24 protein-coding genes and 1 pseudogene are annotated in these 25,048 nt (G+C 68.9%); 10 read left to right on the forward strand and 15 right to left on the reverse strand.

Annotated elements, in window-relative coordinates; translation table 11 throughout:
* Positions 1–191: pseudogene (locus CHC02_RS30405) on the forward strand (hypothetical protein); the annotation flags it as partial.
* A 159-nt stretch (positions 192–350) separates the two neighbouring features.
* On the opposite strand, the gene CHC02_RS16085 reads toward CHC02_RS30405, so the two are convergent.
* Entirely contained in the window at positions 351–1,661 is a 1,311-nt protein-coding gene (locus CHC02_RS16085) for an MFS transporter (RefSeq protein ID WP_089392470.1), read from the reverse strand.
* A gap of 268 nt (positions 1,662–1,929) precedes the next feature.
* Here CHC02_RS16085 and CHC02_RS16090 point away from each other — a divergent pair, with 268 nt between their 5' ends.
* The gene (locus CHC02_RS16090; protein ID WP_089392471.1) at positions 1,930–2,334 is read left to right on the forward strand and encodes an acyl-CoA thioesterase; all 405 of its coding nucleotides are present in this window, start codon (positions 1,930–1,932) and stop codon (positions 2,332–2,334) included.
* A 218-nt stretch (positions 2,335–2,552) separates the two neighbouring features.
* Here CHC02_RS16090 and betA read toward each other — a convergent pair whose 3' ends face one another.
* The 3 genes from betA to betI form a co-directional block, all read right to left on the reverse strand.
* On the reverse strand, positions 2,553–4,238 hold the full coding sequence (betA, locus tag CHC02_RS16095; protein WP_089392472.1) for a choline dehydrogenase: 1,686 nt from the start codon (positions 4,236–4,238) through the stop codon (positions 2,553–2,555).
* Positions 4,239–4,356: 118 nt separating this feature from the next.
* The gene (gene betB, locus CHC02_RS16100; RefSeq protein WP_089392473.1) at positions 4,357–5,829 is read right to left on the reverse strand and encodes a betaine-aldehyde dehydrogenase; all 1,473 of its coding nucleotides are present in this window, start codon (positions 5,827–5,829) and stop codon (positions 4,357–4,359) included.
* 47 nt (positions 5,830–5,876) lie between these two features.
* Positions 5,877–6,470: a transcriptional regulator BetI gene (betI, locus tag CHC02_RS16105; protein WP_089392474.1), complete on the reverse strand. Its 594-nt coding sequence runs from the start codon at positions 6,468–6,470 to the stop codon at positions 5,877–5,879.
* Positions 6,471–6,830: 360 nt separating this feature from the next.
* Between betI and CHC02_RS16110 the strand changes: the two genes are divergently transcribed.
* The 3 genes from CHC02_RS16110 (at position 6,831) to CHC02_RS30230 (ending at position 9,382) form a co-directional block, all read left to right on the forward strand.
* On the forward strand, positions 6,831–8,369 hold the full coding sequence (locus tag CHC02_RS16110; protein ID WP_089392475.1) for a BCCT family transporter: 1,539 nt from the start codon (positions 6,831–6,833) through the stop codon (positions 8,367–8,369).
* A 283-nt stretch (positions 8,370–8,652) separates the two neighbouring features.
* Positions 8,653–9,213 (forward strand): HdeD family acid-resistance protein, encoded by a 561-nt coding sequence (locus CHC02_RS16115; protein ID WP_089392476.1) that lies wholly within the window; start codon positions 8,653–8,655, stop codon positions 9,211–9,213.
* Positions 9,206–9,382 carry a hypothetical protein gene (locus tag CHC02_RS30230; RefSeq protein WP_167364854.1) on the forward strand — a complete coding sequence of 59 codons (177 nt, stop codon included), beginning with the start codon at positions 9,206–9,208 and terminating at the stop codon, positions 9,380–9,382. Before CHC02_RS16115 ends, CHC02_RS30230 begins: the two co-directional genes overlap by 8 nt.
* Before the next feature lies 1 nt (position 9,383).
* Here CHC02_RS30230 and CHC02_RS16120 read toward each other — a convergent pair whose 3' ends face one another.
* Positions 9,384–10,595 carry a YeeE/YedE family protein gene (locus CHC02_RS16120; protein ID WP_089392477.1) on the reverse strand — a complete coding sequence of 404 codons (1,212 nt, stop codon included), beginning with the start codon at positions 10,593–10,595 and terminating at the stop codon, positions 9,384–9,386.
* 84 nt (positions 10,596–10,679) lie between these two features.
* Positions 10,680–12,134 carry a MocR-like pyridoxine biosynthesis transcription factor PdxR gene (pdxR, locus tag CHC02_RS16125; protein WP_089392594.1) on the reverse strand — a complete coding sequence of 485 codons (1,455 nt, stop codon included), beginning with the start codon at positions 12,132–12,134 and terminating at the stop codon, positions 10,680–10,682.
* Positions 12,135–12,239: 105 nt separating this feature from the next.
* Here pdxR and CHC02_RS16130 point away from each other — a divergent pair, with 105 nt between their 5' ends.
* The 3 genes from CHC02_RS16130 to CHC02_RS16140 all read left to right on the forward strand — a co-directional run bounded on the left by CHC02_RS16130 (position 12,240) and on the right by CHC02_RS16140 (position 14,384).
* Positions 12,240–12,689 (forward strand): GNAT family N-acetyltransferase, encoded by a 450-nt coding sequence (locus CHC02_RS16130; RefSeq protein WP_089392478.1) that lies wholly within the window; start codon positions 12,240–12,242, stop codon positions 12,687–12,689.
* A gap of 13 nt (positions 12,690–12,702) precedes the next feature.
* Positions 12,703–13,386, forward strand: coding sequence for a GNAT family N-acetyltransferase (locus tag CHC02_RS16135; RefSeq protein ID WP_089392479.1), 684 nt, complete (start codon positions 12,703–12,705; stop codon positions 13,384–13,386).
* Between the two features lie 83 nt (positions 13,387–13,469).
* Complete coding sequence (locus CHC02_RS16140) at positions 13,470–14,384, forward strand: D-hexose-6-phosphate mutarotase (RefSeq protein ID WP_089392480.1); 915 nt, start codon at positions 13,470–13,472, stop codon at positions 14,382–14,384.
* Positions 14,385–14,741: 357 nt separating this feature from the next.
* On the opposite strand, the gene CHC02_RS16145 is transcribed toward CHC02_RS16140, so the two are convergent.
* From CHC02_RS16145 to purE, 4 genes are all read right to left on the reverse strand, one after another.
* Positions 14,742–15,284 (reverse strand): DUF3299 domain-containing protein, encoded by a 543-nt coding sequence (locus CHC02_RS16145; RefSeq protein ID WP_089392481.1) that lies wholly within the window; start codon positions 15,282–15,284, stop codon positions 14,742–14,744.
* A gap of 162 nt (positions 15,285–15,446) precedes the next feature.
* A complete protein-coding gene (locus CHC02_RS16150; RefSeq protein WP_089392482.1) occupies positions 15,447–15,692 on the reverse strand; it encodes a GlsB/YeaQ/YmgE family stress response membrane protein in 246 nt (81 codons plus the stop codon).
* 113 nt (positions 15,693–15,805) lie between these two features.
* Positions 15,806–16,891, reverse strand: a complete 1,086-nt coding sequence (locus CHC02_RS16155) for a 5-(carboxyamino)imidazole ribonucleotide synthase (RefSeq protein WP_089392483.1) — start codon at positions 16,889–16,891, stop codon at positions 15,806–15,808.
* Between the two features lie 8 nt (positions 16,892–16,899).
* Positions 16,900–17,391, reverse strand: a complete 492-nt coding sequence (purE, locus tag CHC02_RS16160; protein ID WP_009614245.1) for a 5-(carboxyamino)imidazole ribonucleotide mutase — start codon at positions 17,389–17,391, stop codon at positions 16,900–16,902.
* Between the two features lie 311 nt (positions 17,392–17,702).
* On the opposite strand from purE, the gene adhP reads away from it, so the two are divergent.
* Positions 17,703–18,737, forward strand: a complete 1,035-nt coding sequence (adhP, locus tag CHC02_RS16170; protein WP_089392484.1) for an alcohol dehydrogenase AdhP — start codon at positions 17,703–17,705, stop codon at positions 18,735–18,737.
* 253 nt (positions 18,738–18,990) lie between these two features.
* Here the strand turns inward: adhP and CHC02_RS16175 are convergent, their stop codons facing one another.
* Positions 18,991–19,905, reverse strand: coding sequence for a LysR substrate-binding domain-containing protein (locus CHC02_RS16175; protein WP_064584908.1), 915 nt, complete (start codon positions 19,903–19,905; stop codon positions 18,991–18,993).
* Between the two features lie 222 nt (positions 19,906–20,127).
* Between CHC02_RS16175 and aspA the strand changes: the two genes are divergently transcribed.
* Positions 20,128–21,552 (forward strand): aspartate ammonia-lyase, encoded by a 1,425-nt coding sequence (gene aspA, locus CHC02_RS16180; RefSeq protein ID WP_089392485.1) that lies wholly within the window; start codon positions 20,128–20,130, stop codon positions 21,550–21,552.
* A gap of 436 nt (positions 21,553–21,988) precedes the next feature.
* On the opposite strand, the gene zapA is transcribed toward aspA, so the two are convergent.
* The 4 genes from zapA to etfA form a co-directional block, all read right to left on the reverse strand.
* The gene (zapA, locus tag CHC02_RS16185) at positions 21,989–22,291 is read right to left on the reverse strand and encodes a cell division protein ZapA (protein ID WP_089392486.1); all 303 of its coding nucleotides are present in this window, start codon (positions 22,289–22,291) and stop codon (positions 21,989–21,991) included.
* Entirely contained in the window at positions 22,288–22,518 is a 231-nt protein-coding gene (locus CHC02_RS16190) for a hypothetical protein (protein WP_089392487.1), read from the reverse strand. Before CHC02_RS16190 ends, zapA begins: the two co-directional genes overlap by 4 nt.
* A gap of 211 nt (positions 22,519–22,729) precedes the next feature.
* On the reverse strand, positions 22,730–23,503 hold the full coding sequence (gene etfB / locus CHC02_RS16195; RefSeq protein WP_089392488.1) for an electron transfer flavoprotein subunit beta: 774 nt from the start codon (positions 23,501–23,503) through the stop codon (positions 22,730–22,732).
* A gap of 78 nt (positions 23,504–23,581) precedes the next feature.
* Positions 23,582–24,814: an electron transfer flavoprotein subunit alpha gene (gene etfA, locus CHC02_RS16200; RefSeq protein ID WP_089392489.1), complete on the reverse strand. Its 1,233-nt coding sequence runs from the start codon at positions 24,812–24,814 to the stop codon at positions 23,582–23,584.
* Positions 24,815–25,048 lie beyond the last annotated feature (234 nt).

Here is a 25,048-nt window from a genome sequence, read left to right on the forward strand (position 1 = left end):
CCTCTTATTCCGTCAAGCGTTATTTTCAGAATTTTTCGTTCCTACTCAACCGCTTGCGCTTTCGATCGGCCGAAGCTTCTCGTCAGCGGGAGGCGCATTCTACAGCGTTCAAATTCGCTGTCAAGCACCCCGGCGATCGTCCTTTTCGGCCCGCTGCCGGAGCAGCTATCGAACCGAAAGGCGGCAAGTGAATCACCCGCCTGACCACCACCCCCACCTTCGAACCCGCTTAAGTGCTTGATTTTCAAGCTCTTTCATCGCTTCGTCGCTGGGAGTGGTGCGCATTATAGGGACTTAAAAAGGCCCGTCAACGACTTTTTGAAACTTTTCTGAAAAACCTGTCCGATCGATCAATTGGCGACCAGCGAAGCCCCACTGGCCAGGCGTTCCTGGCGCAGCAGGAAGCAGCCGGTGAGGAAGCCCACCAGGCACAGCGCAGCCACATAGTAGGCGGGGCCCATGGGGTCTTCCTTCATCAGCAGCGCCACCACCATCGGCGTCAGGCCACCGAAGATCGCGTAGGACAGGTTGTAGGAGAAGGACAGGCCGCTGAAGCGCACCACCGCCGGGAACGCCTTGACCATGACGTAGGGCACGGCGCCGACGATGCCGACGCACAGGCCGGTCAGTGCATATAGAGGGAAGAGCCAGTCCGGATGGGTCTTCAGGCTGCTGTAGAAGATCCACGAGGTCACGCCCAGCAGCAGGCTGCCGCCGATGAAGGTACGGCCCCCGCCGACGCGGTCGACGATGCGCCCGGCGAGGATGCAGCCGCCGGTGAGGAAGATGATCGCCAGGCTGTTGGCCTTGAGCGCGGTGGCCGCCGGCACGCCGTAGACGCTCTGCAGTACCGAGGGCGTCATGAGGATGACCACGACGATGGCCGCCGACAGCAGCCAGGTGAGCAGCATGGAGATGGCCACCGCCGGACGGTGCTCACGCACCACCACGCCCAGGGGCACCTCGTCGGCCAGTTGCTTGCGCTGCTGCAGTTCGGCGAACACCGGGGTCTCGTGCAGCCAGCGGCGCAGGTAGACGGAGAACAGGCCGAAGATGCCGCCGAGCAGGAAGGGGATGCGCCAGGCGTAGGCCAGCACTTCCTCGGCGCTGTAGAAGCTGTTGATCACCGTGGCCATCAGCGAGCCGATGAGGATGCCCGCGGTCAGCCCCGCGGTGAGGGTGCCGCAGGCGAAGCCGACGTTGCGCGAAGGCACGTGTTCGGAAACGAACACCCAGGCCCCGGGGACCTCGCCGCCGATGGCCGCGCCCTGCACCACGCGCAGCAGCAACAGCGCCAGCGGCGCCCAGATGCCGATCTGCTCGTAGGTGGGCAGCACGCCCATGAGCAACGTGGGCACCGACATCATGAAGATGCTCAGGGTGAACATTTTCTTGCGCCCGAGCAGGTCGCCGAAGTGCGCCATGACGATGCCGCCCAGCGGCCGCGCCAGGTAGCCGGCGGCGAACAGGCCGAAGGTCTGCAGCTGGCGCAACCATTCGGGCATGTCGGCGGGGAAGAACAGCTTGCCCACCACGGTGGCGAAGAACACGAAGATGATGAAGTCGTAGAACTCCAGGGCGCCACCCAGGGCGGAGAGGGAGAGGGTCTTGTAGTCGCTGCGGGTGAGCGGACGGGCGGCTGGGGTATTCGCAGAAGGCATGCAGGGTTTCTCGGCAGGTTGGCGGCGCTGACACGGGATCGCGAACGGCGAACCATGGCAAATGGATACTCGTCAGCGCAACATTGTTATGGGGAATTCTGCGGTCGCTGCCGCAGGCCGGCCTCTATATAATGCCCAAGCCATATGCGCGGGGCCGATCAGAAAGTTGTCCCAAGTTTCTGCAGGAAGCAACACGAGCAGGGCTCTTGGGAGAGCTTTTCCTTTCGTACCTTGAATCGAGACCGTCGGGGGCAAGAGGCCCTTACCTATGATCGAGCTTGAACAAGAAGACCCCATCCCGCAGGGCGACCTGGCACTGCAGATAACCGCGCTGCCGCGCGAGACCAACGGTTTCGGCGATATCTTCGGCGGCTGGCTGGTGTCGCAGATGGACCTGGCCGGCACCGCCATGGCCAGCCGCATCGCCGCCGGCCGCGTGGCCACGGTGGCGATCGACCGCATGGCCTTCCTGGTGCCGGTGGCGGTGGGCGCGCAGCTGTCCTTCTATACCCAGACGCTGGAGGTCGGGCGCAGCTCGATCCGCATGCTGGTGGAGGTGTGGAGCGACGATCCGCTGTCCAGCGAGTGGCGCAAGGTCACCGAGGCGGTGTTCGTGTTCGTGGCCATCGATGGCAGCGGGCGGACTAGGCCGGTGCCGCCGCGGCGGGGGTGAGGGACAGTCCTCTTTGGCTGGAAGCAGCTCGGAGTGGTGACGAGTCCTGCGCTCCCTGATATCGCTTTTCCCTCTCCCCAGCCCTCTCCCTGAAGGGAGAGGGGGCCAGTCCGTGCCAGACCAGAGGCCGGATTCAGCCGGTTACTTCCTTATCGCTCCCACCCATATGAAGAAAAAAGCGCCAACTCGTGGCGCCCTTCCCTATTCCTGCTTGGAGCTCACGCCCGCATCGGCTTGCCCCTTACCGGCGCGCCGTTGGCCTTGTAGTAGTCCGCGGTGCTGCGCGGCAGCGGCTGGCGGCCGCGGATACGGTCGGCGATCTTCTCGGCGATCATGATGGTGGTGGCGTTGAGGTTGCCGGTGATGATCAGCGGCATGATCGACGCATCCACCACGCGCAGCCCTTCCATGCCGTGCACGCGGCCCTGGCCGTCGACCACCGCCATGTCGTCCTCGCCCATCTTGCACGAGCAGGAGGGGTGGAAGGCGGTTTCGGCGTGCTCGCGGACGAAGGCATCCAGCTCGGCGTCGCTCTTCTTGTCCAGCCCCGGGCTCAGTTCGCGGCCGCGGTAGGCGTCCAGCGCCGGCTGCGCCATGATCTCGCGGGTGATGCGGATGGCGTCGCGGAACTCCTGCCAGTCCTGCTCGGTGGACATGTAGTTGAAGAGGATGCTCGGGTGCTTGCGCGGGTCGCGCGAGGTCAGCTGGATACGCCCGCGGCTGGGCGAGCGCATGGAGCCGACGTGGGCCTGGAAGCCGTGTTCATTCACCGCGTTGCTGCCGTTGTAATTGATGGCCACCGGCAGGAAATGGTACTGGATGTTCGGCCACTCGAACTCGTCGCGGGTGCGGATGAAGCCGCCGGCCTCGAACTGGTTGCTGGCGCCCAGGCCGGTGCCGAGGAACATCCACTGCGCGCCGATCTGCGGCTGGTTCCACCACTGCAGCGCCGGGTACAGCGACACCGGCTGCTTGCAGGCGTACTGCAGGTACATCTCCAGGTGGTCCTGGAGGTTCTGGCCGACGCCCGGCAGGTCGTGCACCACCTCGATGCCCAGGTCGCGCAGCACCGCGGCCGGGCCGACGCCGGAACGCTGCAGCAGCTGCGGCGAGGCGATGGCCCCGGAGCACACCAGCACTTCGCGGCGGGCGCGCGCTTCCTTCGGCGCATTGTCGTTGCCGTGCAGGTAGCTGGCGCCGATGGCGCGCTTGCCGCTGAACAGGATACGGTCGGTCAGGGCGTGGGTGACGATGCTCAGGTTGGTGCGCTCGCGGGCCTGGTCCAGGTAGCCGCGCGCGGTGCTGGCGCGACGGCCCTGGGGCGTCACGGTGCGGTCCATGGGGCCGAAGCCTTCCTGCTGGTAGCCGTTGAGGTCCTCGGTACGCGGGTAGCCGGCCTGCACGCCGGCCTCGACCATGGCGTGGAACAGCGGGTTGTTGCCGGCCTTGGGCGTGGTCACGCTGACCGGGCCGTCGCCGCCGTGGTAGTCGTTGGGGCCGATGTCGCGGGTCTCGGCCTTGCGGAAGTACGGCAGGCAGTCGAGGTAGGCCCAGTCCTCCAGGCCCTTCTCTTTCGCCCAGCCGTCGAAGTCCATGGCGTTGCCGCGGATGTAGCACATGCCGTTGATCAGCGAGGAGCCGCCCAGGCCCTTGCCGCGCCCGCATTCCATGCGGCGGTTGTTCATGTGCGGCTCGGGGTCGGTGAGGTAGGCCCAGTTGTAGCGGCGGCCCTGCAGCGGGTAGGCCAGCGCGGCGGGCATCTGGGTGCGGAAGTCGGCGCGGTAGTCCGGGCCGCCGGCCTCGAGCAGCAGCACGCTGACGTCCGGGTCCTCGGTCAGGCGGGTGGCGAGGACGTTACCGGCGGAACCGGCGCCGATGATGATGTAGTCATATTCCTGGGTCATGCAGGCCTACCTCTTTTTCTGGGCACGACACCGCCCGCGACGCTGGGCGCGCCGGTGTCTGAAGGTCGGAATGGCCGGTCGCTCCGGCGACCGGCCGCTCAGGGCTCGATCGCGGTGGTCAGAACACCGAGGCGTAGCCGCCCAGCTCCACCTGCACGGACTTGATGCGAGTGTAATGAGCCAGGGTGGTCAGGCCGTTCTCGCGACCGACGCCGGATTGCTTGTAGCCGCCCACCGGCATTTCCGCCGGCGACTCGCCCCAGGTGTTGATCCAGCAGATGCCCGCCTCCAGGCGGTGGATCACCCGGTGGGCGCGGGCCAGGTCCTGGGTGACGACGCCGGCGGCCAGGCCGTACTCGGTGTCGTTGGCGCGGCGGATGACTTCTTCCTCGCTGTCGTAGACGAGGATGCTCATCACCGGGCCGAAGATTTCCTCGCGGACGATGGTCATGTCGTCACGGCAGTCGGTGAACACGGTGGGCGCGACGTAGGCGCCCTTGCCGAACTCGCCCTCGGTGACGCGCTCGCCGCCGCACAGCAGGCGGGCCTTCTGGTCCTTGCCGGCCTGGATGTAGCCGAGCACGCTCTCCATGTGCGCGAAGCTCACCAGCGGGCCGAAGTTGGTGTTCGCATCCTGCGGGCTGCCCAGGCGGATGCGCTTGACGCGCTCCAGCAGCTTCTCCTCGAAGCGCGCCTGCAGGCCGCGCGGGACGAACACGCGGGTGCCGTTGGTGCAGACCTGGCCGGAGCTGAAGAAGTTGGCCATGACGGCGATGTCGGCGGCGCGGTCGAGGTTGGCGTCGTCGAAGATGATCAGCGGCGACTTGCCGCCCAGCTCCATGGTGACTTCCTTGAGCGAGGAGCTGGAGGCGCTGGCCATGACCTTCTTGCCGGTGGAGGTGCCGCCGGTGAAGGAGACCTTCTCGATCAGCGGGTGCTCGGTCAGCCACTGGCCGACCTCGCGGCCGCTGCCGGTGAGGACGTTGAACACGCCATCGGGCAGGCCGGCCTCGGTGTAGATCTCGGCGAGCTTGAGCACGCTCAGCGGGGTGACTTCGCTGGGCTTGAAGATCATCGCGTTGCCCGCGGCCAGGGCCGGGGCGGATTTCCACAGGGCGATCTGGATCGGGTAGTTCCAGGCGCCGATGCCGGCGACCACGCCCAGCGGCTCGCGGCGGGTGTAGACGAAGCTGGTCTCGCGCAGCGGGATCTGCTCGCCCTCGATGGCCGGCACCAGGCCGGCGTAGTACTCGAGCACGTCGGCGCCGGTGACGATATCGACGTAACGCGTCTCGGCCAGCGACTTGCCGGTGTCCAGGGTTTCCAGTTCGGCCAGCTCGTCGTTGCGCTGGCGGAGGATGTCCACGGCGCGGCGCAGGATGCGCGAGCGCTGCATGGCGGTCATCGCCGCCCAGACCTTCTGGCCTTCGACGGCGCTGGCGACGGCGCGCTCGACGTCTTCCTTCGAAGCCCGCTGCACCAGGGCGAGGACCTCCCCGTTGGCCGGGTTGACGGTCTCGAAGGTGGCGCCACTGGTGGCCTCCACGTAGCGGCCGCCAATGTAGAGCTTCTGAACGTCGAATCGAGCCATGGGTCGGTTGTCCTCTCTTATGGTTTCAGCACGTAAGGCCGCGCCCGCTATCCGGTGCGCTTGGCCAGTTGTTGGTCGAGATAGTCGTAGGCGATAGCCAGCGCCTGCTCGGTGTCGAAGGCGTCGCCCGAAAGCGCGCCGCGCAGCCACAGGCCATCGATCAGCGCGGCCAGGCCACGGGCGGCGCTGCGCGCCTGGCCCTGCGGCAGCTCGCGGCGGAACTGCCAGCACAGGTTGGAATACAGCCTGTGGTCGTTGATCCGCTGCAGCCGGCGCAGGGACGGCTGGTGCATGCTGCTGGCCCAGAACGCCAGCCAGGTCTTCATGGCCGGGCCGTTGACCTGGCTGTTGTCGAAGTTGCCGGCGACGATCGCCCGCAGGTGGGCGCGCGGATCGTCGGTTCGCAGGCTAGCGCGGCGCTCGCGCACGGCCTTGCTCAAAGCCGACATCAGATGCCGCATCGTCGCCTCCAGGAGGCCGTTCTTGTCCTGGAAGTAGTGGCTGATGATGCCGTTGGAGACCCCCGCCAGGCGGGCGATCAGGGCGATGCTGGCGTCGCTCATGCCGACCTGGTCCACGGCCTCGAGGGTGGCGTGGATCAGTTGCGAACGGCGAATCGGCTGCATACCGACCTTGGGCATTGGTTTCTCTCCTCACGCGGGACGTGGCTGTGCCGTCCGGCGTCAATGTGGGCCAGTCTATTTTGTTTTTATTGAACGTTCAATCAACTAAGAATAAGCTGCGCTCCGTGAACCCTCCCGAGCCCTTGCGTGCAAGCGGGCCCGAGCCGTTCATCACCGCGCCGCTCTCCAATGGCCAAGGATCGCAGAATCCCGGCCGGAAGTGTCGCGGCGGCAATGCTGTGTCTGTGGTTCGCGGCCCGTCGCCGTGCCTCGCGCACTAGTGCCGGCCGCCATGCGTTCACTGCCATGGGGTCCCCCTGAAAAATGAGTTCTGCTTCGCCAAGAAAAACAAACGAGCAGGCCCGTCTGAACCCGATCGTGTTCTTCGGCTCCACCGCCCTGATCCTGGTTCTGACCGCCATCCTGATCTTCTTCCCGGACAGCGCCGGCGCCGCCCTGGCCCGTACCCAGGCCTGGCTGTCGCACAGCTTCGGCTGGTACTACATGCTGGCCATCGGGGCCTACCTGTTCTTCGTCGCCTGGGTCGCTTTCTCGCGCTATGGCACGCTGAAGCTCGGCGCCGACCATGAGAAGCCCGACTTCAGCTACGGCGCCTGGGCCGGCATGCTGTTCTCCTCGGGGATCGGCATCTCGCTGCTGTACTTCGCCGCCTCCGAGCCCATCGACCACCTCTACCACCCGCCCGAAGGCGTCGCCGGCAGCCCGCAGGCGGCGCGCCAGGCGCTGCAGCTGACCTTCCTGCACTGGGGCCTGCACGGCTGGGCGATCTACGCCCTGGTCGGCCTGGCCGTGGGCTACTTCGCCTACCGCCACCGCCAGCCGCTGGCGTTGCGCTCGGCGCTGCTGCCGATCCTCGGCGAGCGCTGGGTGAAGGGCGGCGCCGGCCACGCGGTGGATATCTTCGGCATCTTCGTCACCCTGCTGGGCCTGGTCACCAACCTGGGCATCGGCGCGCTGCAGGTGTCCTCCGGCCTGGAATACCTGGCCGGCATGGAACATTCGAAGACCACGCTGCTGATCGTGCTGCTGGTGATGAGCCTGGTGGCCACCCTGGCGGCGGTCTCGGGCATCGAGAAGGGCATCCGCCGGCTGTCCAACCTGAACATCGTGCTGTTCAGCTCGCTGCTGGTGTTCGTGCTGGTCTGCGGCTCCACCCTGGAACTGCTCAACGGCTTCGTGCAGAACCTCGGCGACTACCTCAACGGCCTGATCCTCAAGACCTTCGACCTCTACGTCTACACCGGCGGCAGCGCCGCCAGGAGCGAGGAATGGCTGGGCCTGTGGACGCTATTCTACTGGGCCTGGTGGATTTCCTGGGCGCCCTTCGTGGGCATGTTCGTGGCGCGCATCTCCCGCGGGCGCACCGTGCGCGAGCTGGTCTGCGGCGTGCTGCTGATCCCCCTGGGCTTCACCCTGGCCTGGCTCTCGGTGTTCGGCAACAGCGCCCTGGACCTGGTGATGAACCACGGCGCCGCCGACCTCGGCAAGGCCGCCCTGGAGCAGCCGTCGATGTCGATCTACCTGCTGCTGGAGCACTACCCCTTCGCCAAGGTGGTGATCGGCGTGTCGATCTTCGTCGGCTTCGTGCTCTTCCTCACCCCGGCGGACTCCGGCTCGGTGATGCTGGCCAACCTGTCCCGCGAGGGCGGCGACCTGGACGAGGACGCGCCGAACTGGCTGCGCATCCTCTGGTCGGTGATCGTCACCCTGGTGACCATCGGCCTGCTGTTCGCCGGCAACTTCACCGCCATGCAGACGGTGGTGGTGCTGGCCGGCCTGCCCTTCTCGGCGGTGCTGATCCTGTTCATGCTCGGCCTGCACAAGGCCATGCGCGCCGACTACGAGCGGCTGCACGGCCCGCGGCCGGAAGCCGGCGGCGAGCTGGCGGCCGGCTGATCCAAAGCTCCCCGGTGGCGTCCCGCCCGACGCCGCCCGCCTGCCCCGGCAGGCCCTTTCGCCCGGCCCCGCGCCGGGCTTTCTTTTGCCCAACCCCGCGCCTGGCCTTCCCTCGTAGGAGCGGGCCCTGCCCGCGAATCGCGCGCAGGGCGCGCTCCTACAGGTGGGACAGCGGAGTCCGCACCTACATAGTTGCCGGAAGATTTCGGCTCGCATTGCCCCGGCTCGAGCACGGGCCTGCTCGTGGGACTATGGTTTCTGGCGAACCCCGCTGGAGAACCCCATGAACGATCATCCCCTGTGGCAAGCCCTGGGCCGGCACTGGAAATGGATCGCCCTGCGCGGCATCGCCGCCGTGCTGTTCGGCGTCCTCGCCATCGCCTGGCCGGGCATCGCCCTCACCGTGCTGGTCATCGTCTGGGGCGCCTACGCCTTCGTCGATGGCGTCTTCACCCTGATCGCCGCGGCCAGCATGCGCGAGTCGCAACGGCCGATCTGGCCGCTATGGCTGGTCGGCGCCCTGGGCGTGCTGGCCGGGCTGGTGGCCTTCTTCTGGCCGGCGCTGACGGCGCTGGGCCTGCTGATGCTGATCGCCGGCTGGGCGCTGGCCACCGGCGTGCTGCAGATCGTCGCCGCCTTCCGCCTGCGCAGGAGCCTGGCCAACGAATGGTGGCTGGGCCTGTCGGGGGCGCTGTCGGTGCTGTTCGGCGTGCTGATGATCGCCAACCCCGGCGCCGGCGCGGTGGCGGTGGTCTGGGTGATCGGCGCCTATGCGCTGTTCTTCGGCGTGCTGCTGATCCTGCTCGCGCTGCGCCTGCGCAAGACCTCGACCTTCGATGCCTGAAGCGCGCGACTGGTGCCTGTGGCGGCTGGACGACAACGGCAACCGCTTCCTCGTGCGCCGCGGCCTGAGCCGCGACGAGGCCGAGGCCCTGGCCCTGGAGTACCAGGGCCGCGGGCACAAGCAGACCTACTGGGCCGAGCGCGAGACGCCGCCGCGCCCGGCCCCCTGACTCAGCAGCCGGTCAGGCGCGGGGCCTCGCGCTCGGCGGGGAAGAACAGCGGGCGCAGGCGCACGCCCAGGGCGTTGCCGAAGAAGGCCGCGACCAGCCACAGCCAGCCGTGCAGGCTGCCCGAGGCGATACCGCTGAAGTAGGCGCCGATGTTGCAGCCATAGGCCAGGCGCGCGCCGTAGCCCAGCAGCAGGCCGCCGATCACCGCGGCCAGCAGCGAGCGCGCCGGGATCTTCAGGCTGGGGGCGAAGCGCCCGGCCAGGCCGGCGGCCAGCAGCGCGCCGAGGATGATGCCGAAGTCCATGACGCTGGTGACGTCCTGCCACACCGGTGCGGCCAGCGCCCTGGCGTTGGCCTCGGCCTGCCAGAAGGCCCAGTCGTGCACCGCGATGCCCAGGCCCTCGAAGGCCTTGGCGCCCCACAGGGCGAAGGCCGAGGTGACGCCCCAGGGGCGCCCGGCCAGGGCCAGGGTGGCGAAGTTCAGCAGCGCCAGCGCCACCGCGCCCCAGACCAGCGGCCAGGGGCCGCGCCAGAGGCGGCCGACGCCGTGCTGGCCATCACTGCCGATCATCTCCAGTACGCCATGGCGGCGGCGCTCCAGCACCACGCTGAGGGCGGCGATGCCGGCGAACAGCGCCAGGCTCACGGCCAGCGCCGGGAACAGCCCGAGGGACTGGACGATGGAGGTCGGCGGCAGCGACGGCAGGGCGAACCACCAGCCGATGTGCTGGGTGGCCAGCACCGAGCCGACGATGAAGAACAGCAGGGTCGCCAGCATGCGCGCGTTGCCGCCGCCGACGGTGAACAGGGTGCCGGAGGCACAGCCGCCGCCCAGCTGCATGCCGATGCCGAAGATGAAGGCGCCGAACACCACCGAGGTGCCGGCCGGCGACACCAGCCCCTTCACCGGCGCGCCGAACAGCGTGCCGGCCGACAGCGCCGGGAAGAACAGCAGCACCGCCAGCGCCAGCATCACCATCTGCGCGCGCAGGCCAGCGCCGCGCTGCTCGCGGATGAACACGCGCCAGGCCGAGGTGAAGCCGAAGGCGGCATGGTAGAGAGTCAGGCCCAGGGCGCCGCCGACCAGGAACAGCAGGGCCTGGCGGCCGCTCACTGCCTGGGCGAGAAAAAGCGCGCCGAGCAGCAGCAGGCCGGCGGCGGCGAGGGGCGCGCCGAACTTGCGCTCGGGCGTGGCCGGGATGGCGAGGCTCATGTCCGTTCCTCGAAGGTGGTTTCCGAAGGCCGGCATTCTAGGCGCCGCGTCCCGCAGCGCCAACCGGGGATAGCCGATCGCGCCTCAGCGCCAGGCCTTGCGCAAGGCCTTCAGGGCCTCGGCGATACGCGCCTCGGGCACGGCGGCGAAGCCCATGACCAGGCCGGCGCGCTCGTCTTCGGGCTCCGTCGATTCGGGCAGCCAGTAGTCGCTCAGCGCGTTGACCTCCACCCCGGCCTGCAGCGCGCGCTCCACCAGCCAGCGCTCGCGCTCGCGGCTTTCCACCCGCACGCACAGGTGCAGCCCCGCCTCCACCGGCGGCATGGGCGCGCAGCCGGGCACCTCGGGCCAGCCGCGCAGCAGGGCGTCGCGCCGGGCCCGGGCGGCCCGGCGCATGCGCCGCACGTGGCGCTGGAAGTGGCCTTCGGCGATGAAGTCGGCCATCACCCGCTGGGTGCCGACCTCCGAATGCCGCACGTCGAGGGCTCGGCGGCGGGCGAAGGCCTCGGCCAGGGCCGGCGGCACCACCAGGTAGCCCAGGCGCAGGGCGGGGAAGGCGATCTTGCAGAAGGTGCCGACGTAGAGCACGCGCTGCTGGCGGTCGAGCGCCGCCAGCGGCATCAGCGGGGTGCCGGCGTAGCGGTACTCGCCGTCGTAGTCGTCCTCGACTATCCAGCCGCCGCTGCGCTCGGCCCATTCCAGCAGGGCCAGGCGCCGCGCCAGCGACAGGGTGACGCCGGTGGGGTACTGGTGCGAGGGGGTGAGGTAGACCAGCCGGCAGTCCGGCAGCTCGCGCAGCTGCTCGGTGCGCAGGCCCTCGGCGTCCACCGCCACCCCGTGCAGGTGCGCGCCGGCGGTGGCGAAGGCATGGCCGGCGGCGCGGTAGCCGGGGTTCTCGATGGCCACGTGGTCGCCCGCGGCGAGCAGCACCTGGGCGCACAGGGCGATGGCCTGCTGCGCGCCGCTGGTGACTATCACCTGCCCCGCCTCGCAGTGCAGGCCACGCGCGCTACGCAGGTAGGCGGCGATCAGCTCGCGCAGGCGCCATTCGCCGGCGGCGTCGCCGTAGCCCAGGCAGTCCGCCGGCGGGTCGCGCCAGAAGCGCGCCTGCAGGCGCGCCCAGGTCTCGAAAGGGAACAGGTCGAAGGCCGGCACGCCGACGCGGAAGGCCCTGGGCGCACCGCTCGGCGGCCTGGGCAGGTGGTGCCGCTGCAGGCGCTCCAGCGCCGCCACCTCGGGCACCTTGCCCGGTTGCGGGGCGGGCGCGCTGCGCGGCTGCACGCGTTCGGCGACGTAGGTGCCGTCGCCGGTGCGGCCCTCGATGTAGCCCTCGGCGTAGAGCTGCTCGTAGGCGCGCACCACGGTGTTGCGCGACACCCCCAGGGCGGCGGCCAGGTCGCGGCTGGCCGGCAGCCGCGAGCGCGCGCCGAGGCGGCCGTCGAGGATGCGTTCGCGCAGCGCCTGGAACAGCTGCTGGCCCAGCCCCCTGGCAGGGTCCAGGCGGATGCCGGACGGGTCGAAAGGCAGCGGGGCGTTCATGGCGGGCTCCGGAAATGGCTCCTTGAATTGGAGCATGAATGGCTCTTTAGCGGAACCAATTCCCGCTCTAGTCTGGAACCAGACCCCAAGGACAAAGGCCACCCCATGACCGCACCGCTCGAAATCCGCCTCGTCAGCGCCGACGACCATGCCGCCTGGCTGCCGCTCTGGCAGGGTTACCAGCGCTTCTACAAGACCGTGATCGACGACGCCACCAGCGCCGTCACCTGGCAGCGCTTCCTCGACCCCGCCGAGCCCATGCACGCGGCGCTGGCCTGGCGCGACGGCGAGGCCGTCGGCATGGTCCACTACATCTTCCACCGCTCCTGCTGGACCCAGGGCGACTACGTCTACCTGCAGGACCTCTACGTCCACGAAGGCCTGCGCGGCGGCGGCGTCGGCCGCGAGCTGATCGAGCACGTCTACGCCATGGCGCGCGCCGCCGGCGCCTCGCGGGTGCACTGGCTGACCCACGAGACCAACACCGACGCCATGCACCTGTACGACCGGATCGCCGACCGCTCCGGCTTCGTCCAGTACCGCAAGATCCTCTGACCGGAGCACCGCCATGACCGACACCCAACCCGCCCTGCACTGGCAGCCGGTGCCCGCCCCGGCCCGGGAAACCCTGGAAGGCCGCTACCTGGCCCTGGAGCCGCTGGACGCCGCGCGCCACGGCGACGACCTGTGGCAAGCCCTGCAGGGCCCGGAATCCGACCCCGTGCTGTGGGACTACCTGCCCTACGGCCCCTTCCCCGAGCGCGCCGCCTTCGATGCCTGGATCGCCGGCAACGCCGCCAGCGCCGATCCGCAGTTCTATGCCGTGCGCGAGCGCAGCAGCGGCCGCGTCACCGGCCTGCTGAGCTTCCTGCGCATCACCCCGAAGGACGGGGTGATCGAGATCGGCCACATCGCCTTCGGCCGCGTCATGCAACGCAGCCCGGCCTCCACCGAGGCGGTCTACCTGCTGGCCCGGCGCGCCTTCGAGCTGGGCTACCGGCGCCTGGAGTGGAAGTGCAACTCGCGCAACGCGCGTTCCATGCGCGCCGCCGAACGCCTGGGCTTCACCTACGAGGGCACCTTCCGCCAGCACATGGTGGTCAAGGACCGCAACCGCGACAGCGCCTGGTTCTCCATCCTCGACAGCGAATGGCCGCTGCGCCAGGCGGCCTTCGAGGCCTGGCTGGATGCGGCCAACTTCGACGCGCAGGGGCGCCAGCGGCGCAGCCTGGAAAGCCTGCGCCAGGGCTGAAAAAAGCCGTTTCGGGGAACTGCCCGGCCGCCAGGGGATCGGTGATACTGAATCCTTTCCCCTTGCAGTGCCGGAGGCCCCCCATGAGCAGCCCCTACATCACCCCCCGCGTCGAACAGACGACCATCGACGAGCTGCCCTGCTGGCGCATCCACACCGAGTTCGGCGAGGCGCTGATCGCCCAGCAGGGCGCCCAGCTGCTCAGCTACCAGCCCCACGAACAGCCGCCGCTGGTGTGGCTCAGCGAGCAGGCCGGGTACAAGCGCGGCCAGTCCCTGCGCGGCGGCGTGCCGGTGTGCTGGCCCTGGTTCGGCGACCTGGCGCGCAACCCGGTGCAGGTGCGCACCGAGTACGAGGGCGACAAGCCGCCGGCCCACGGCCTGGTGCGCGGCATCGACTGGCAACTGGACGACATCGCCGACGAACAGGGCGCGCTGGCCGTGCACTGGAAGCTCGACGCCCGCCAGGGCCTGCCGGGCTGGGCCCATGGCGCCGAACTGAGCCTGGTGATGCGCTTCGGCGAGCGCCTGGCCCTGGAACTGACCACCCGCAACCTCGGCGACAAGCCGCTGGCCCTGAGCCAGGCGCTGCACACCTACTTCGCCGTCAGCGACGCGCGCCAGGTCAGCGTCGACGGCCTGCAGGGCTGCCGCTACATCGAGACGCTGGAGAACTGGGAGGAGCGCCGCCAGGACGGCGTGGTGCGCATCCAGGGCGAGACCGACCGCATCTACCTGGACGTCGACCGCCCCCTGGTGATCCGCGACCCACAGTGGAACCGCGGCATCCACATCCAGGCCAGCCACTCGCGCTCGGCGGTGCTGTGGAACCCCTGGATCGACAAGGCCCAGCGCCTCTCGCAGTTCGCCGACGACGCCTGGCAGCGCATGCTGTGCATCGAGACGGCGCGGGTCTGGGACGACGTGCTGAGCGTGGCGCCGGGGCGTAGCGAGACGATGGCGGTGGAAATCTGGAGCGAGGCGCTGGAGACCCCGTAGGGCGCATAACGCCCCAGGCGTTATCCGCCGGCTCGTCTTTTCGTAGGAGCGAGCTTGCTCGCGAACGGTGTTTCCCGGCGGCTCTGGTGTGTTGGGTTGACTCCGTTCCCTCTCCCCAGCCCTCTCCCTGAAGGGAGAGGGGGCTTGTCCGTGCCGAGAGAAGGCATGGTTTCAACCGGAAACCTTCAAGTGCTGCCGGCTGACTCCAAAACACCCAGCCCTGCCCAACGGTCCCCTCTCCCTTCAGGGCGGGGCGCGCAGCCGAGGGTTAGGGAGAGGGCGCTCTTCAGGCCAAGCACCGAAGCCACCAGGAACCGGGTTCGCGAGCAAGCTCTCTCCTACGAAGAGCAAGGCACGCTACAGGTCGCTATCCTGCACCGCCCGCACCTTGGCCTCGTCCATGGCGTAGGCGGCGTCGGCCATCTCGTTGCTGACCTTCTCCACCTTCAGCTTGCCGGTCACCCACAGCGGGCTGTAGATGTCGTCGATCTTCATGCCCTTGGGGTAGCGCACCAGCACGATCTGGTTCGGCGGCGGCGGCGGCACGTGGATGCAGGCGCCCGGGTAGGGCACCAGGAAGAACTCGGTGACGCGGCCCCTGGCGTCGTTCTCCAGCGGCACCGGGTAGCCGCCCAGGCGGATCTGCTTGCCGTCCAGCGCGGCGACCGTCCTGGTCGAGAACATCACCGGCGGCAGCTTGCCCTTCTGCTTCAGGCCACCTTGCTTCTGGGTGAAGGTGCCGGCGGCCTCCGGGCTGTTGTGGTCGATCTCGGGCATTTCCTCCAGCGCCTTGCGGTCGCTGGGCGGCATCAGTTGCAGCCAGTCGGTTTCCGGGATGTCGGCGGCATGGGCCAGGCCGGTGAGCAGCGCGAGGCTGCAGGCGAGCAGGGTACGGCGCATGGATGGGCTCTCGGGCGCCGGCAGCGGGCGCCCACGCAACGGGAAGACGGCGAAGACCTTCGCCGCCCGCCCTGGCCGGGCGAGCGGGAATCGGCGCACATTCTTGGGGATCGCCGGGCAAATGACCAGCGCGAGGCGCTACCCGGCGTACGACGGGGTTGGTCAGTTCTTCTTCACGATGCCGTAGATCACCAGCAGGATCACCGCGCCGACCACCGCGCCGATGAAGCCGGCGGCCTGCCCGGCCTGGTAGATGCCCACGGCCTGGCCGCCGTAGGTGGCCAGCAGCGAGCCGCCGATGCCGATCAGGATGGTCATGATCCAGCCCATGCTGTCGTCCCCTGGTTTCAGGAAACGGGCGATGAGGCCGACGATCAGGCCGATGACGATGGTTCCGATTAAACCCATGGTTTTCCCTCCTGTGGATGGACGCGCCAACCGGCGCGCCCTTTGTCTGACAGTGTAGGAAAGCCTGGCGTTCCGCGCGGCCGCCCGCCATGAGGGACGGGCGACCGGGGTTGTCAGCCCTTGCCGATAAGGGCTTCGACTTCGCCGATGCGCGCCTTCAGGGTGGCCAGGTCCTTGCTGCGCAGGGTGGCGTGGCCGACCTTGCGCCCGGCCTTGAAGGCCTTGCCGTAGTGGTGCAGGTGGCAGTCGGCGATGGCCAGCACCTGGTCCACCGGCGGCACTTCGCCGATGAAGTTGAGCATGGCGCTCTCGCCCACCTTGGCGGTGGAGCCCAGCGGCAGGCCGGCGACGGCCCGCAGGTGGTTCTCGAACTGGCTGCACTCGGAACCTTCGATGGTCCAGTGCCCGGAGTTGTGCACGCGCGGGGCGATCTCGTTGGCCTTCAGGCCACCGTCCACCTCGAAGAACTCGAAGGCCAGCACGCCGACGTAGTCCAGCTTGTCCAGCACGCGGCCGACGTAGTCCTCGGCCAGGGCCTGCAGCGGGTGAGCGCTGCTGGCCACGGACAGGCGCAGGATGCCGTTCTCGTGGGTGTTGTGCACCAGCGGGTAGAAGCGCGTCTCGCCGTCGCGGGCGCGCACCGCCACCAGCGACACCTCGCCGGTGAAGGGCACGAAGCCTTCGAGGATGCAGGGCACGCTGCCCAGCTCGGCGAAGGCGCCGGCGACGTCCTCGGCCTTGCGCAGGACCTTCTGGCCCTTGCCGTCGTAGCCCAGGGTGCGTGTCTTGAGCACCGCCGGCAGGCCGATGCTGGCCGCGGCGGCGTCGAGGTCGGCCTGGGACTGGATGTCGGCGAAGGCCGGGGTGGGGATGCCCAGTTCCTTGAACATCGACTTCTCGAACCAGCGGTCACGGGCGATGCGCAGCGCGGAGGCCGAGGGGTAGACCGGCACGAACTGCGAGAGGAAGGCCACGGTCTCGGCCGGCACGCTCTCGAACTCGAAGGTCACCAGGTCCACTTCGTCGGCCAGCTGGCGCAGGTGGTCCTGGTCGCTGTAGTCCGCGCGGATGTGCTCGCCCAGGGCCTGGGCGCAGGCGTCCGGCGCCGGGTCGAGGAAGGCGAAATCCATGCCCAGCGGGGTGCCCGCCAGGGACAGCATGCGGCCCAGCTGGCCGCCACCGATGACACCGATCTTCATGGTTCTGCTCAGGCCTCGCGGGGGTCGGGGTTGTCCAGCACCGAGGTGGTCTGCTCGGTGCGGAAGCGCTTGAGCGCGTCGTGGTACTGCGGGTGCTTGCCGCCGAGGATGCTCGCCGCCAGCAGCGCGGCGTTGATGGCGCCGGCCTTGCCGATGGCCAGGGTGGCGACCGGCACGCCGCCGGGCATCTGCACGATGGACAGCAGCGAGTCGACGCCCGAGAGCATGGACGACTGCACCGGCACGCCGAGCACCGGCAGGTGCGTCTTGGCCGCGCACATGCCCGGCAGGTGGGCGGCGCCGCCGGCACCGGCGATGATCACCTCGATGCCGCGGCCTTCGGCCTCTTCGGCGTACTGGAACAGCAGGTCCGGGGTGCGGTGGGCGGAAACCACCTTCACTTCATGGGGGATGCCCAGCTTGTCCAGCATGTCCGCGGTGTGACTGAGGGTGCTCCAGTCGGATTTGGAGCCCATGATCACGCCAACCAGTACGCTCATCGTCGTGCCTCTTGGTGGTGCGCGTGCTGCGCGTCAAAAACCAACAAGCCACGCATTCCGGTCCCGGGCGTGGCTTGTACATGGACGAACCGACGAGCGGGGCCGGTTCGGAGGCGGCGCAGTATACCGCAAGGCCGCGCCGTTCGTGGAGTCCGTGCGCGGGCCGTTGGGCGGGTGCTACCAAGGGACGAGGCGAGCGGCCCTTGCTCCAGCTCAATATCGCCTAGGCTCAGGGGTTCAGACTGATACAACCCGCGGCGCAGACAGGCTTTCGCCCGCCCCCCGTTCGTTTGCACAAGGAGAGCTTCGTCATGTCCTCGACCCTGCCCCAGACCATGAAAGCCGCAGTGGTGCACGCCTTCGGCGCGCCGCTGCGCCTGGAGGAAGTGAAGGTGCCGCTGCCCGGCCCCGGCCAGATCCTGGTGAAGATCGAGGCCTCCGGCGTCTGCCACACCGACCTGCACGCCGCCGAGGGCGACTGGCCGGTGAAGCCGAGCCTGCCGTTCATTCCCGGCCACGAGGGCGTCGGCTACGTCGCCGCGGTGGGCGCCGGGGTGACCCGGGTGAAGGAAGGCGACCGCGTCGGCGTGCCCTGGCTGTACACCGCCTGCGGCTGCTGCGAGCACTGCCTGACCGGCTGGGAAACCCTCTGCACGCACCAGCAGAACACCGGCTACTCGGTGAACGGCGGCTACGCCGAATACGTGCTGGCGGACCCGAACTTCGTCGGCATCCTGCCCAAGGGCGTCGGCTTCACCGAGATCGCCCCGATCCTCTGCGCGGGCGTCACCGTGTACAAGGGCCTGAAGGAAACCCGCGCGCGCCCCGGCCAGTGGGTGGCCATCTCCGGCATCGGCGGCCTGGGCCACGTCGCGGTGCAGTACGCCAGGGCCATGGGCCTGCACGTGGCGGCGGTGGACGTGGACGACGCTAAGCTTGCGCTGGCGCGCAAGCTCGGCGCCAGCCTGACCATCAACGCGAAGCAGGAAAACCCGGTGGAGGTGGTCCAGCGCGACATCGGCGGCGCCCACGGCGTGCTGGTGACGGCGGTGTCCAACAGCGCCTTCGGCCAGGGCATCGGCATGGCCCGCCGCGGCGGCACCGTGTCCCTGGTCGGCCTGCCGCCGGGCGACTTCCCCACGCCGATCTTCGACGTGGTGCTCAAGGGCCTTCACATCACCGGCTCCATCGTCGGCACCCGCGCGGACCTGCAGGAGGCGCTGGACTTCGCCGGCGAGGGCCTGGTGAAGGCCACGGTGAGCGCCGGCAAGCTGGAGGACATCAACGGCATCTTCGACAAGATGCGCGCCGGGCAGATCGAGGGGCGGATCGTGGTGGAGATGTAGGTCTGCCGAGCTACTGAGCGAGCTTGCTCGCGAACGGTGTTTCCCGGCGGCTCTGGTGTGTTGAGGGGGCTCCGCTCCCTCTCCCCAGCCCTCGGCTGCGCGCCCCGCCCTGAAGGGAGAGGGGGCTTGTCCGTGCCGAGAGAAGAAATGGTTTCAGCCGGAAACGCCGGGGCTGCCGGCTAACTTCAGAACATCCCGTTCTGCCCAACGGTCCCCTCTCCCTTTAAGCGTCATGGCCCCGGCTGCCCCCGCCTCAGGCGCTCTCGCCCAGCCCCAGGCCGCCTTCCAGCTTGCGCCAGAGCAGGCGGATCTGCGCCTTGCGCACCAGGGCGCAGCGGTACAGGCGGATTTCCTGCGGCACCACCCAGTGCGGCCCGCCGCACACCGCCAGCTCGCCGCGGGCCAGCTCCGCCTCCATGCTCAGGCGCGGCACCCAGGCCACGCCCATGCCCTGCAGCGCCATGCTCTTCAGGCTGTCGGCCATGGCGGTCTCGTAGACCGTGGTGTAGCGCAGGTTGCGCTGGCGCAGCAGCAGGTTGACGCCGCGGCCGAGGAAGGCGCCGGCGCTGTAGGCCAGCAGTGGCACGCTCTGGCCGCTGTCGAGGTCGTACAGCGGCAGGCCGGCGGAGTTCACCGCGCACACCGGGAGCATCTCGGTGCGCCCCAGGTGCAGCGAGGGGAACACTTCCGGGTCCATCTGCAGCGCCGCGTCCGGGTCGTAGAAGGCCAGCATCAGGTCGCAGCCGCCCTCGCGCAGCAGGTGCACGGCCTCGCCGACGTTGGTCGCCACCAGGCGGCTGGCGATGTTCAGGCCCTCGGCGCGCAGCCGGGCGATCCACGCCGGGAAGAAGCCCAGGGCCAGGGAGTGGGCGGCGGCGAACTGCAGCACCTCGCCCTGCCCGCCCTCCAGGTGGTGCAGGTGGCGCACCACCTGGCCGAGCTGCTCGACCACCGCCCGCGCGGTGACCAGGAACAGCTGGCCGGCCTCGGTCAGCTCGATGGGTGTGCGCTGGCGGTTCACCAGGGTCAGCCCGAGGGCGTCCTCCAGGCTGCGGATGCGCCGGCTGAAGGCCGGCTGGGTGACGAAGCGCTTTTCCGCGGCCTGGGAGAAGCTGCGGGTGGTGGCCAGGGTGCTGAAGTCCTCCAGCCATTTGGTTTCCAGGTTCACGTCGTCTCCTCCCGGCGCGGCGGGATGGCCTTGATCGATCGGTCAGTGGATGAACGGGCGCGCATAGCATGGCCACACGCTCGCCGTCATCAGGTCGTCACAGAATACATTATGCCGTTTGTGCATGAGACAGCTTCCAACAGCATTGGCCGATGATCGGCGAAATCCCTAGTCTAGTGGGCATCGCGGCGCTGGCCGTGTTCTCCTGAGAAAAATCTCATCATGTCCCCTGTTGCATCGTTCCGCATCGAGAAAGACCTCCTCGGCACCCTCGAAGTACCTTCTGACGCCTACTACGGCATCCAGACCCTGCGCGCTGTGAACAACTTCCGCCTCTCCGGTGTGCCGCTGTCGCACTACCCGAAGCTGGTCGTCGCCCTGGCGATGGTCAAGCAGGCCGCGGCCGATGCGAACCACAAGCTGGGCCACCTGCCCGCCGACAAGCACGCCGCCATCAGCGAAGCCTGCGCCCGCCTGATCCGCGGTGACTTCCACGACCAGTTCGTGGTGGACATGATCCAGGGTGGCGCCGGTACCTCCACCAACATGAACGCCAACGAGGTGATCGCCAACATCGCCCTGGAAGCGATGGGCCACGCCAAGGGCGAGTACAAGTACCTGCACCCGAACAACGACGTGAACATGGCGCAGTCGACCAACGACGCCTACCCGACCGCCATCCGCCTGGGCCTGCTGCTCGGCCACGACACCCTGCTGGCCAGCCTCGACAGCCTGATCCAGGCCTTCGCCGCCAAGGGCGAGGAGTTCGCCAACGTCCTGAAGATGGGCCGCACCCAGTTGCAGGACGCGGTGCCCATGACCCTCGGCCAGGAGTTCCACGCCTTCGCCACCACCCTGGGCGAAGACCTCGACCGCCTGCGCCGCCTGGCCCCGGAACTGCTGACCGAAGTGAACCTCGGCGGCACCGCCATCGGCACCGGCATCAACGCCGACCCCGGCTACCAGCACCTGGCCGTACAGCGCCTGGCGGCCATCAGCGGCCAGCCGGTGGTCCCGGCCGCCGACCTGATCGAGGCCACCTCGGACATGGGCGCCTTCGTGCTGTTCTCCGGCATGCTCAAGCGCACCGCGGTCAAGCTGTCGAAGATCTGCAACGACCTGCGCCTGCTCTCCAGCGGCCCGCGCACCGGCATCAACGAGATCAACCTGCCGCCGCGCCAGCCGGGCAGCTCGATCATGCCGGGCAAGGTCAACCCGGTGATCCCGGAGGCGGTGAACATGTGCGCCTTCGAGATCATGGGCAACGACCTGGCGCTGACCATCGCCGCCGAAGGCGGCCAGCTGCAGCTGAACGTGATGGAGCCGCTGATCGCCTACAAGATCTTCGACTCGATCCGCCTGCTGCAACGCGCCATGGACATGCTGCGCGAGCACTGCATCACCGGCATCACCGCCAACGTCGAGCGCTGCCACCAGTTGGTGGAGCACAGCATCGGCCTGGTGACCGCGCTGAACCCGTACATCGGCTACGAGAACGCCACCCGCATCGCCAAGGTCGCGCTGGAAACCGGCCGCGGCGTCCTGGAACTGGTGCGCGAGGAGAAGCTGCTGGACGAGGCCACCCTGGCCGACATCCTGCGCCCGGAGAACATGATCGCCCCGCGCCTGATCCCGCTGCGCGCCTGATGCACCGCCCGGCGCGAGCCGGGCACGACTCACCGGTCGAGGGGCAGTACCCGCCTCTCACCCTTCAGGGATGGGTTATCCCCCGTCCCTTCTTTTATGCCCGGCGCGACGGGACTTCCCGCAGCGCCACGTCTCACCGGTCGAGAGGATATTCAGCCCTCTCTCCATTCATAGGGACGCCACGGACTGTGGTGTCCCTTTTTTTTTTATGCGTGCATATCCGCCCTGCGGGATGCCGCCGAGCGTAGGGCGAATAACCGTTCGCGGTTATCCGCCGCTACACCTTTCTTGTCGGCAACTTCGTGATTGAGCTTGGTGTGGCTTTGAGGGCTGCTCCGTGCTCGGCGGCGAGTGGCATGGGGCCGAGGTCAAACGGCGGATAACGCCTGGGGCGTTATGCGCCCTACGTTGGGGTGACGGAGCAGGGGGCGGGGAATCAGTCCTGCGCCTGCAGGTGCACACGAATGCGCCGGTTGAGCGCGGCCAGGCGCTCTACCGTGCGGCTGTCTTCTTCGTCGTTGTCTTCAGCGCGTGGCGCCAACTGGCGGGCGCAGAGGTTCAGGGCACTGAGCAGCAACAGTTCGTTGCTGGTGACGTAGGGGAATTTCTGCTTGGCGGCGGCGAGCTCCGCCTGCAACAGGGCGGCGGCCTCCTGCAGGGCGCGCTCCTCGCCGGCCGGCGCCTTGACGCTGTAGTCGCGGCCGAGGATGCGCAGGACGCGCACGCCGTCGTTGCTCATGCGCTGGCGCGGCTGTCGCTGACGCGGCGGACCAGGGCCTGCAGGCGCACGGCGGTGGCGTTGTGCTTCTCTTCCTGCTCCATCAGCTGCAGTTGCAGGGCGTCGTTGTCTTCGCCGGCCTTGCCGAGGCTGTCGCGCAGTTGGGCGTTGTCGTCGGCCAGTTGCTTGTTCTGCTGCAGCAGCTCAGCCACCAGTTGTTCGAGCTGTTCGATAGTGCTGTCGAGCATGGGAGTCTCCGAGGCCGTGGTAAAGGTCGCGGAGGATAAAGAAAAGTCGCCTGTGCGGCCAGGGAAATACACGCTTTCCTGACGGAAAGTATGCTGTCAATTCAATAGCTTAGACGTTGAATTTCGTGAGCTTTCAGCGACTTGGCATCGCACCACTGTAGGAGCGGGCCCTGCCCGCGATTCGCGCGCAGGGCGCGCTCCTACAGTCACTTCAGCGAATCACGCCTTCCTCGCGCAGCAGCTTGAAGATGGCTTCGGCACCGGCTTCCGGGGACAGGTCCTTGAGCACCTGGCCGGTGCCGCCGGAGGCCTTGGCGGTGGCGGCCTTCATGCGTTCGGCGCCGGTCTTGGCCTTGATCACCTTGAGCCGCTTGGGCCGCGGGCGTGCCGGTTGCAGGCTGCTGGCGGCGAGCAGGTCGTCGGCCAGCACTTCCACCTCGCGGGCCTCGACGAAGCCGCGCCGCGCCGGGCCGAAGGCGCTCTGGCGCGCCACCGGGGCGGCGTTGTCGACGCTGGCGACGAAGGGCAGGCGCACCTTCAGCCGGCGCCGCTGGCCGCGCGGCAGGGCCTGCAGCACCTGGGCGCTGCCACCCTCGACCTTTTCCACCTCGGCCAGGCCCACCACCAGCGGCCAGCCCAGGCGTTCGGCGAGGAGGAACGGCAGCATGCCGGAGCCTTCGCCGGTCTCGGCCTGGCTGCCGGTGAGCACCAGTTGCGCGCCGGCGCCGCCGAGGTAGTCGACCAGCGCCGGCAACGCATCGGCGCCGGCTGGTTGTTCCAGCACCGCCAGCTCGTCCAGGCCCATGCCCAGGTAGCTGCGCAGCGCCTCTTCCTGCGGGTTGCCGGCGTGCAGCACCTGCAGGCGCTTGCCGGCCAGGCGCAGGCCCAGTTCGACGGCACGGGCATCCTGCTCGGCACGGCGGGCGCGCCCGGAGGCCGGGTGGGCGCCGATGGAGACCAGGGCGACTACGTTCAGATCGGTCATCGTTCGTACCTATGGATAAGGACCAGCACCATGCTGCGCTCTTGCCTGAAGCCTGCCGCCTGCAGCTTGCAGCCGCTCTCAAGCCGCATCCCGCGCCCCTCCCTGCCGGTACTCCTCGGCCAGGCGGATCAGCGCCTGGAGGATCGCCGTGGAATCGCCGATCACCGAGAGGTCGGCGCGCTTGATCATGTCGCAGCCGGCATCCATGTTCACCGCCACCACCTTGTCGCAGGCGCCAATGCCTTGCAGGTGCTGGATGGCGCCGGAGATGCCCACCGCCAGGTAGACCCGCGCGGTGACCCAGGTGCCGGTGGCGCCGACCTGGCGGTTGCGCGGCATGTGGCCGTCGTCCACCGCCACCCGCGAGGCGCCCTCGGTGGCGCCCAGGGCGGCGGCGGCGCGGTGGAACAGGTCCCAGTCCTGCACGCCGTTGCCGCCGGAAAGGATGAACTCGGCCTCGGCCATGGGAATCTGCGCCGGGTCCACCGCCACCGGGCCGAGGTCCTCGATGCGCGGCAGGTTGCGCGCCACGCCGCCGTCCAGGCCGACCGGGCGGGCCTCGTGGCGCGTCTCGCTGACCGGCTCGGCGCACTCGGCGGCGGCCAGGATCAGCCGCGCCAGCGGCCGCTGCAGGTCCTGCTGGCCGGCGCCAGCGCGGCCGATGCAGTGCTCGCCCTCGGCCTGCCAGACACGGGTGGCCGGGCGCTCGCCGAGGCTGGCGGCCAGGCGCCGGCCCAGCTCGCCGCCGCCGCTGCGGCTGTCGGGCAGCAGCCAGTGGCGCGGGACGAACTGGCCGTCCACGGCGCGCAGCGCCAGCACCCGCTGCTCCGGGGCGTAGCCTTCGTATTCGTCGCCTTCGACCTGCAGCAGGCGGTCGACGCCGGCGGTGTCGAAGGCGCTTTCCTTGTGCTCGCCGAAGACGACGGCCAGCACCGCGCCGGCGTCGCCGGCGAGCTTGCGGGCCAGGCCCAGCAGGTCGCGGTCGTGGCTGGAGAGGCGGCCGCCGACCATGTCCGGCACCACGGCGATGTAGAAGGCCGGCTGCTCGATGAGCTGCAGCGGCAGCTGCACCACTTCCGGCGCGCTGGAGCGCTTGCCGGCGGTGCCCTGCTGGCCGCCGGAGCGGTCGATGCGCCTGATGCCGCTGGGGCCGATGAAGCCGACGGCATGGGGGTTCTTGCGGACCAGGCCATTGGGGCCCGTCCAGCGCACCTCGCCGCCCTGGGCGGCCTGCATGGCCTGGTGCAGCGGGTGCAGGCGGTTGCGGGCGATCCACTCGGCGCGCGGGTCGCGGCGGATGATGTCGCTCATGCTTGGGCCTCCAGCGAGCCTGGGTTTTTCGTAGGAGCGAGCTTGCTCGCGAACCTTTTGGCATTGAGGCTCGGGCTACCCTCTCCCCCCGCCCTCTCCCTGAAGGGAGAGGGAGCTATTCGTGCTGCCCTGTAAGAAACGGTGCATGTGGTCAGTCCAGTGCAGCGGGCAAACCAGCTAGAGCCATAGTTCGCCGTGGCACGGACGGTCCCCTCTCCCTTCAGGGAGAGGGTT

Origin of the sequence: Pseudomonas delhiensis (assembly GCF_900187975.1) — a bacterium.
In the GTDB taxonomy this organism is placed as follows: domain Bacteria; phylum Pseudomonadota; class Gammaproteobacteria; order Pseudomonadales; family Pseudomonadaceae; genus Pseudomonas; species Pseudomonas delhiensis.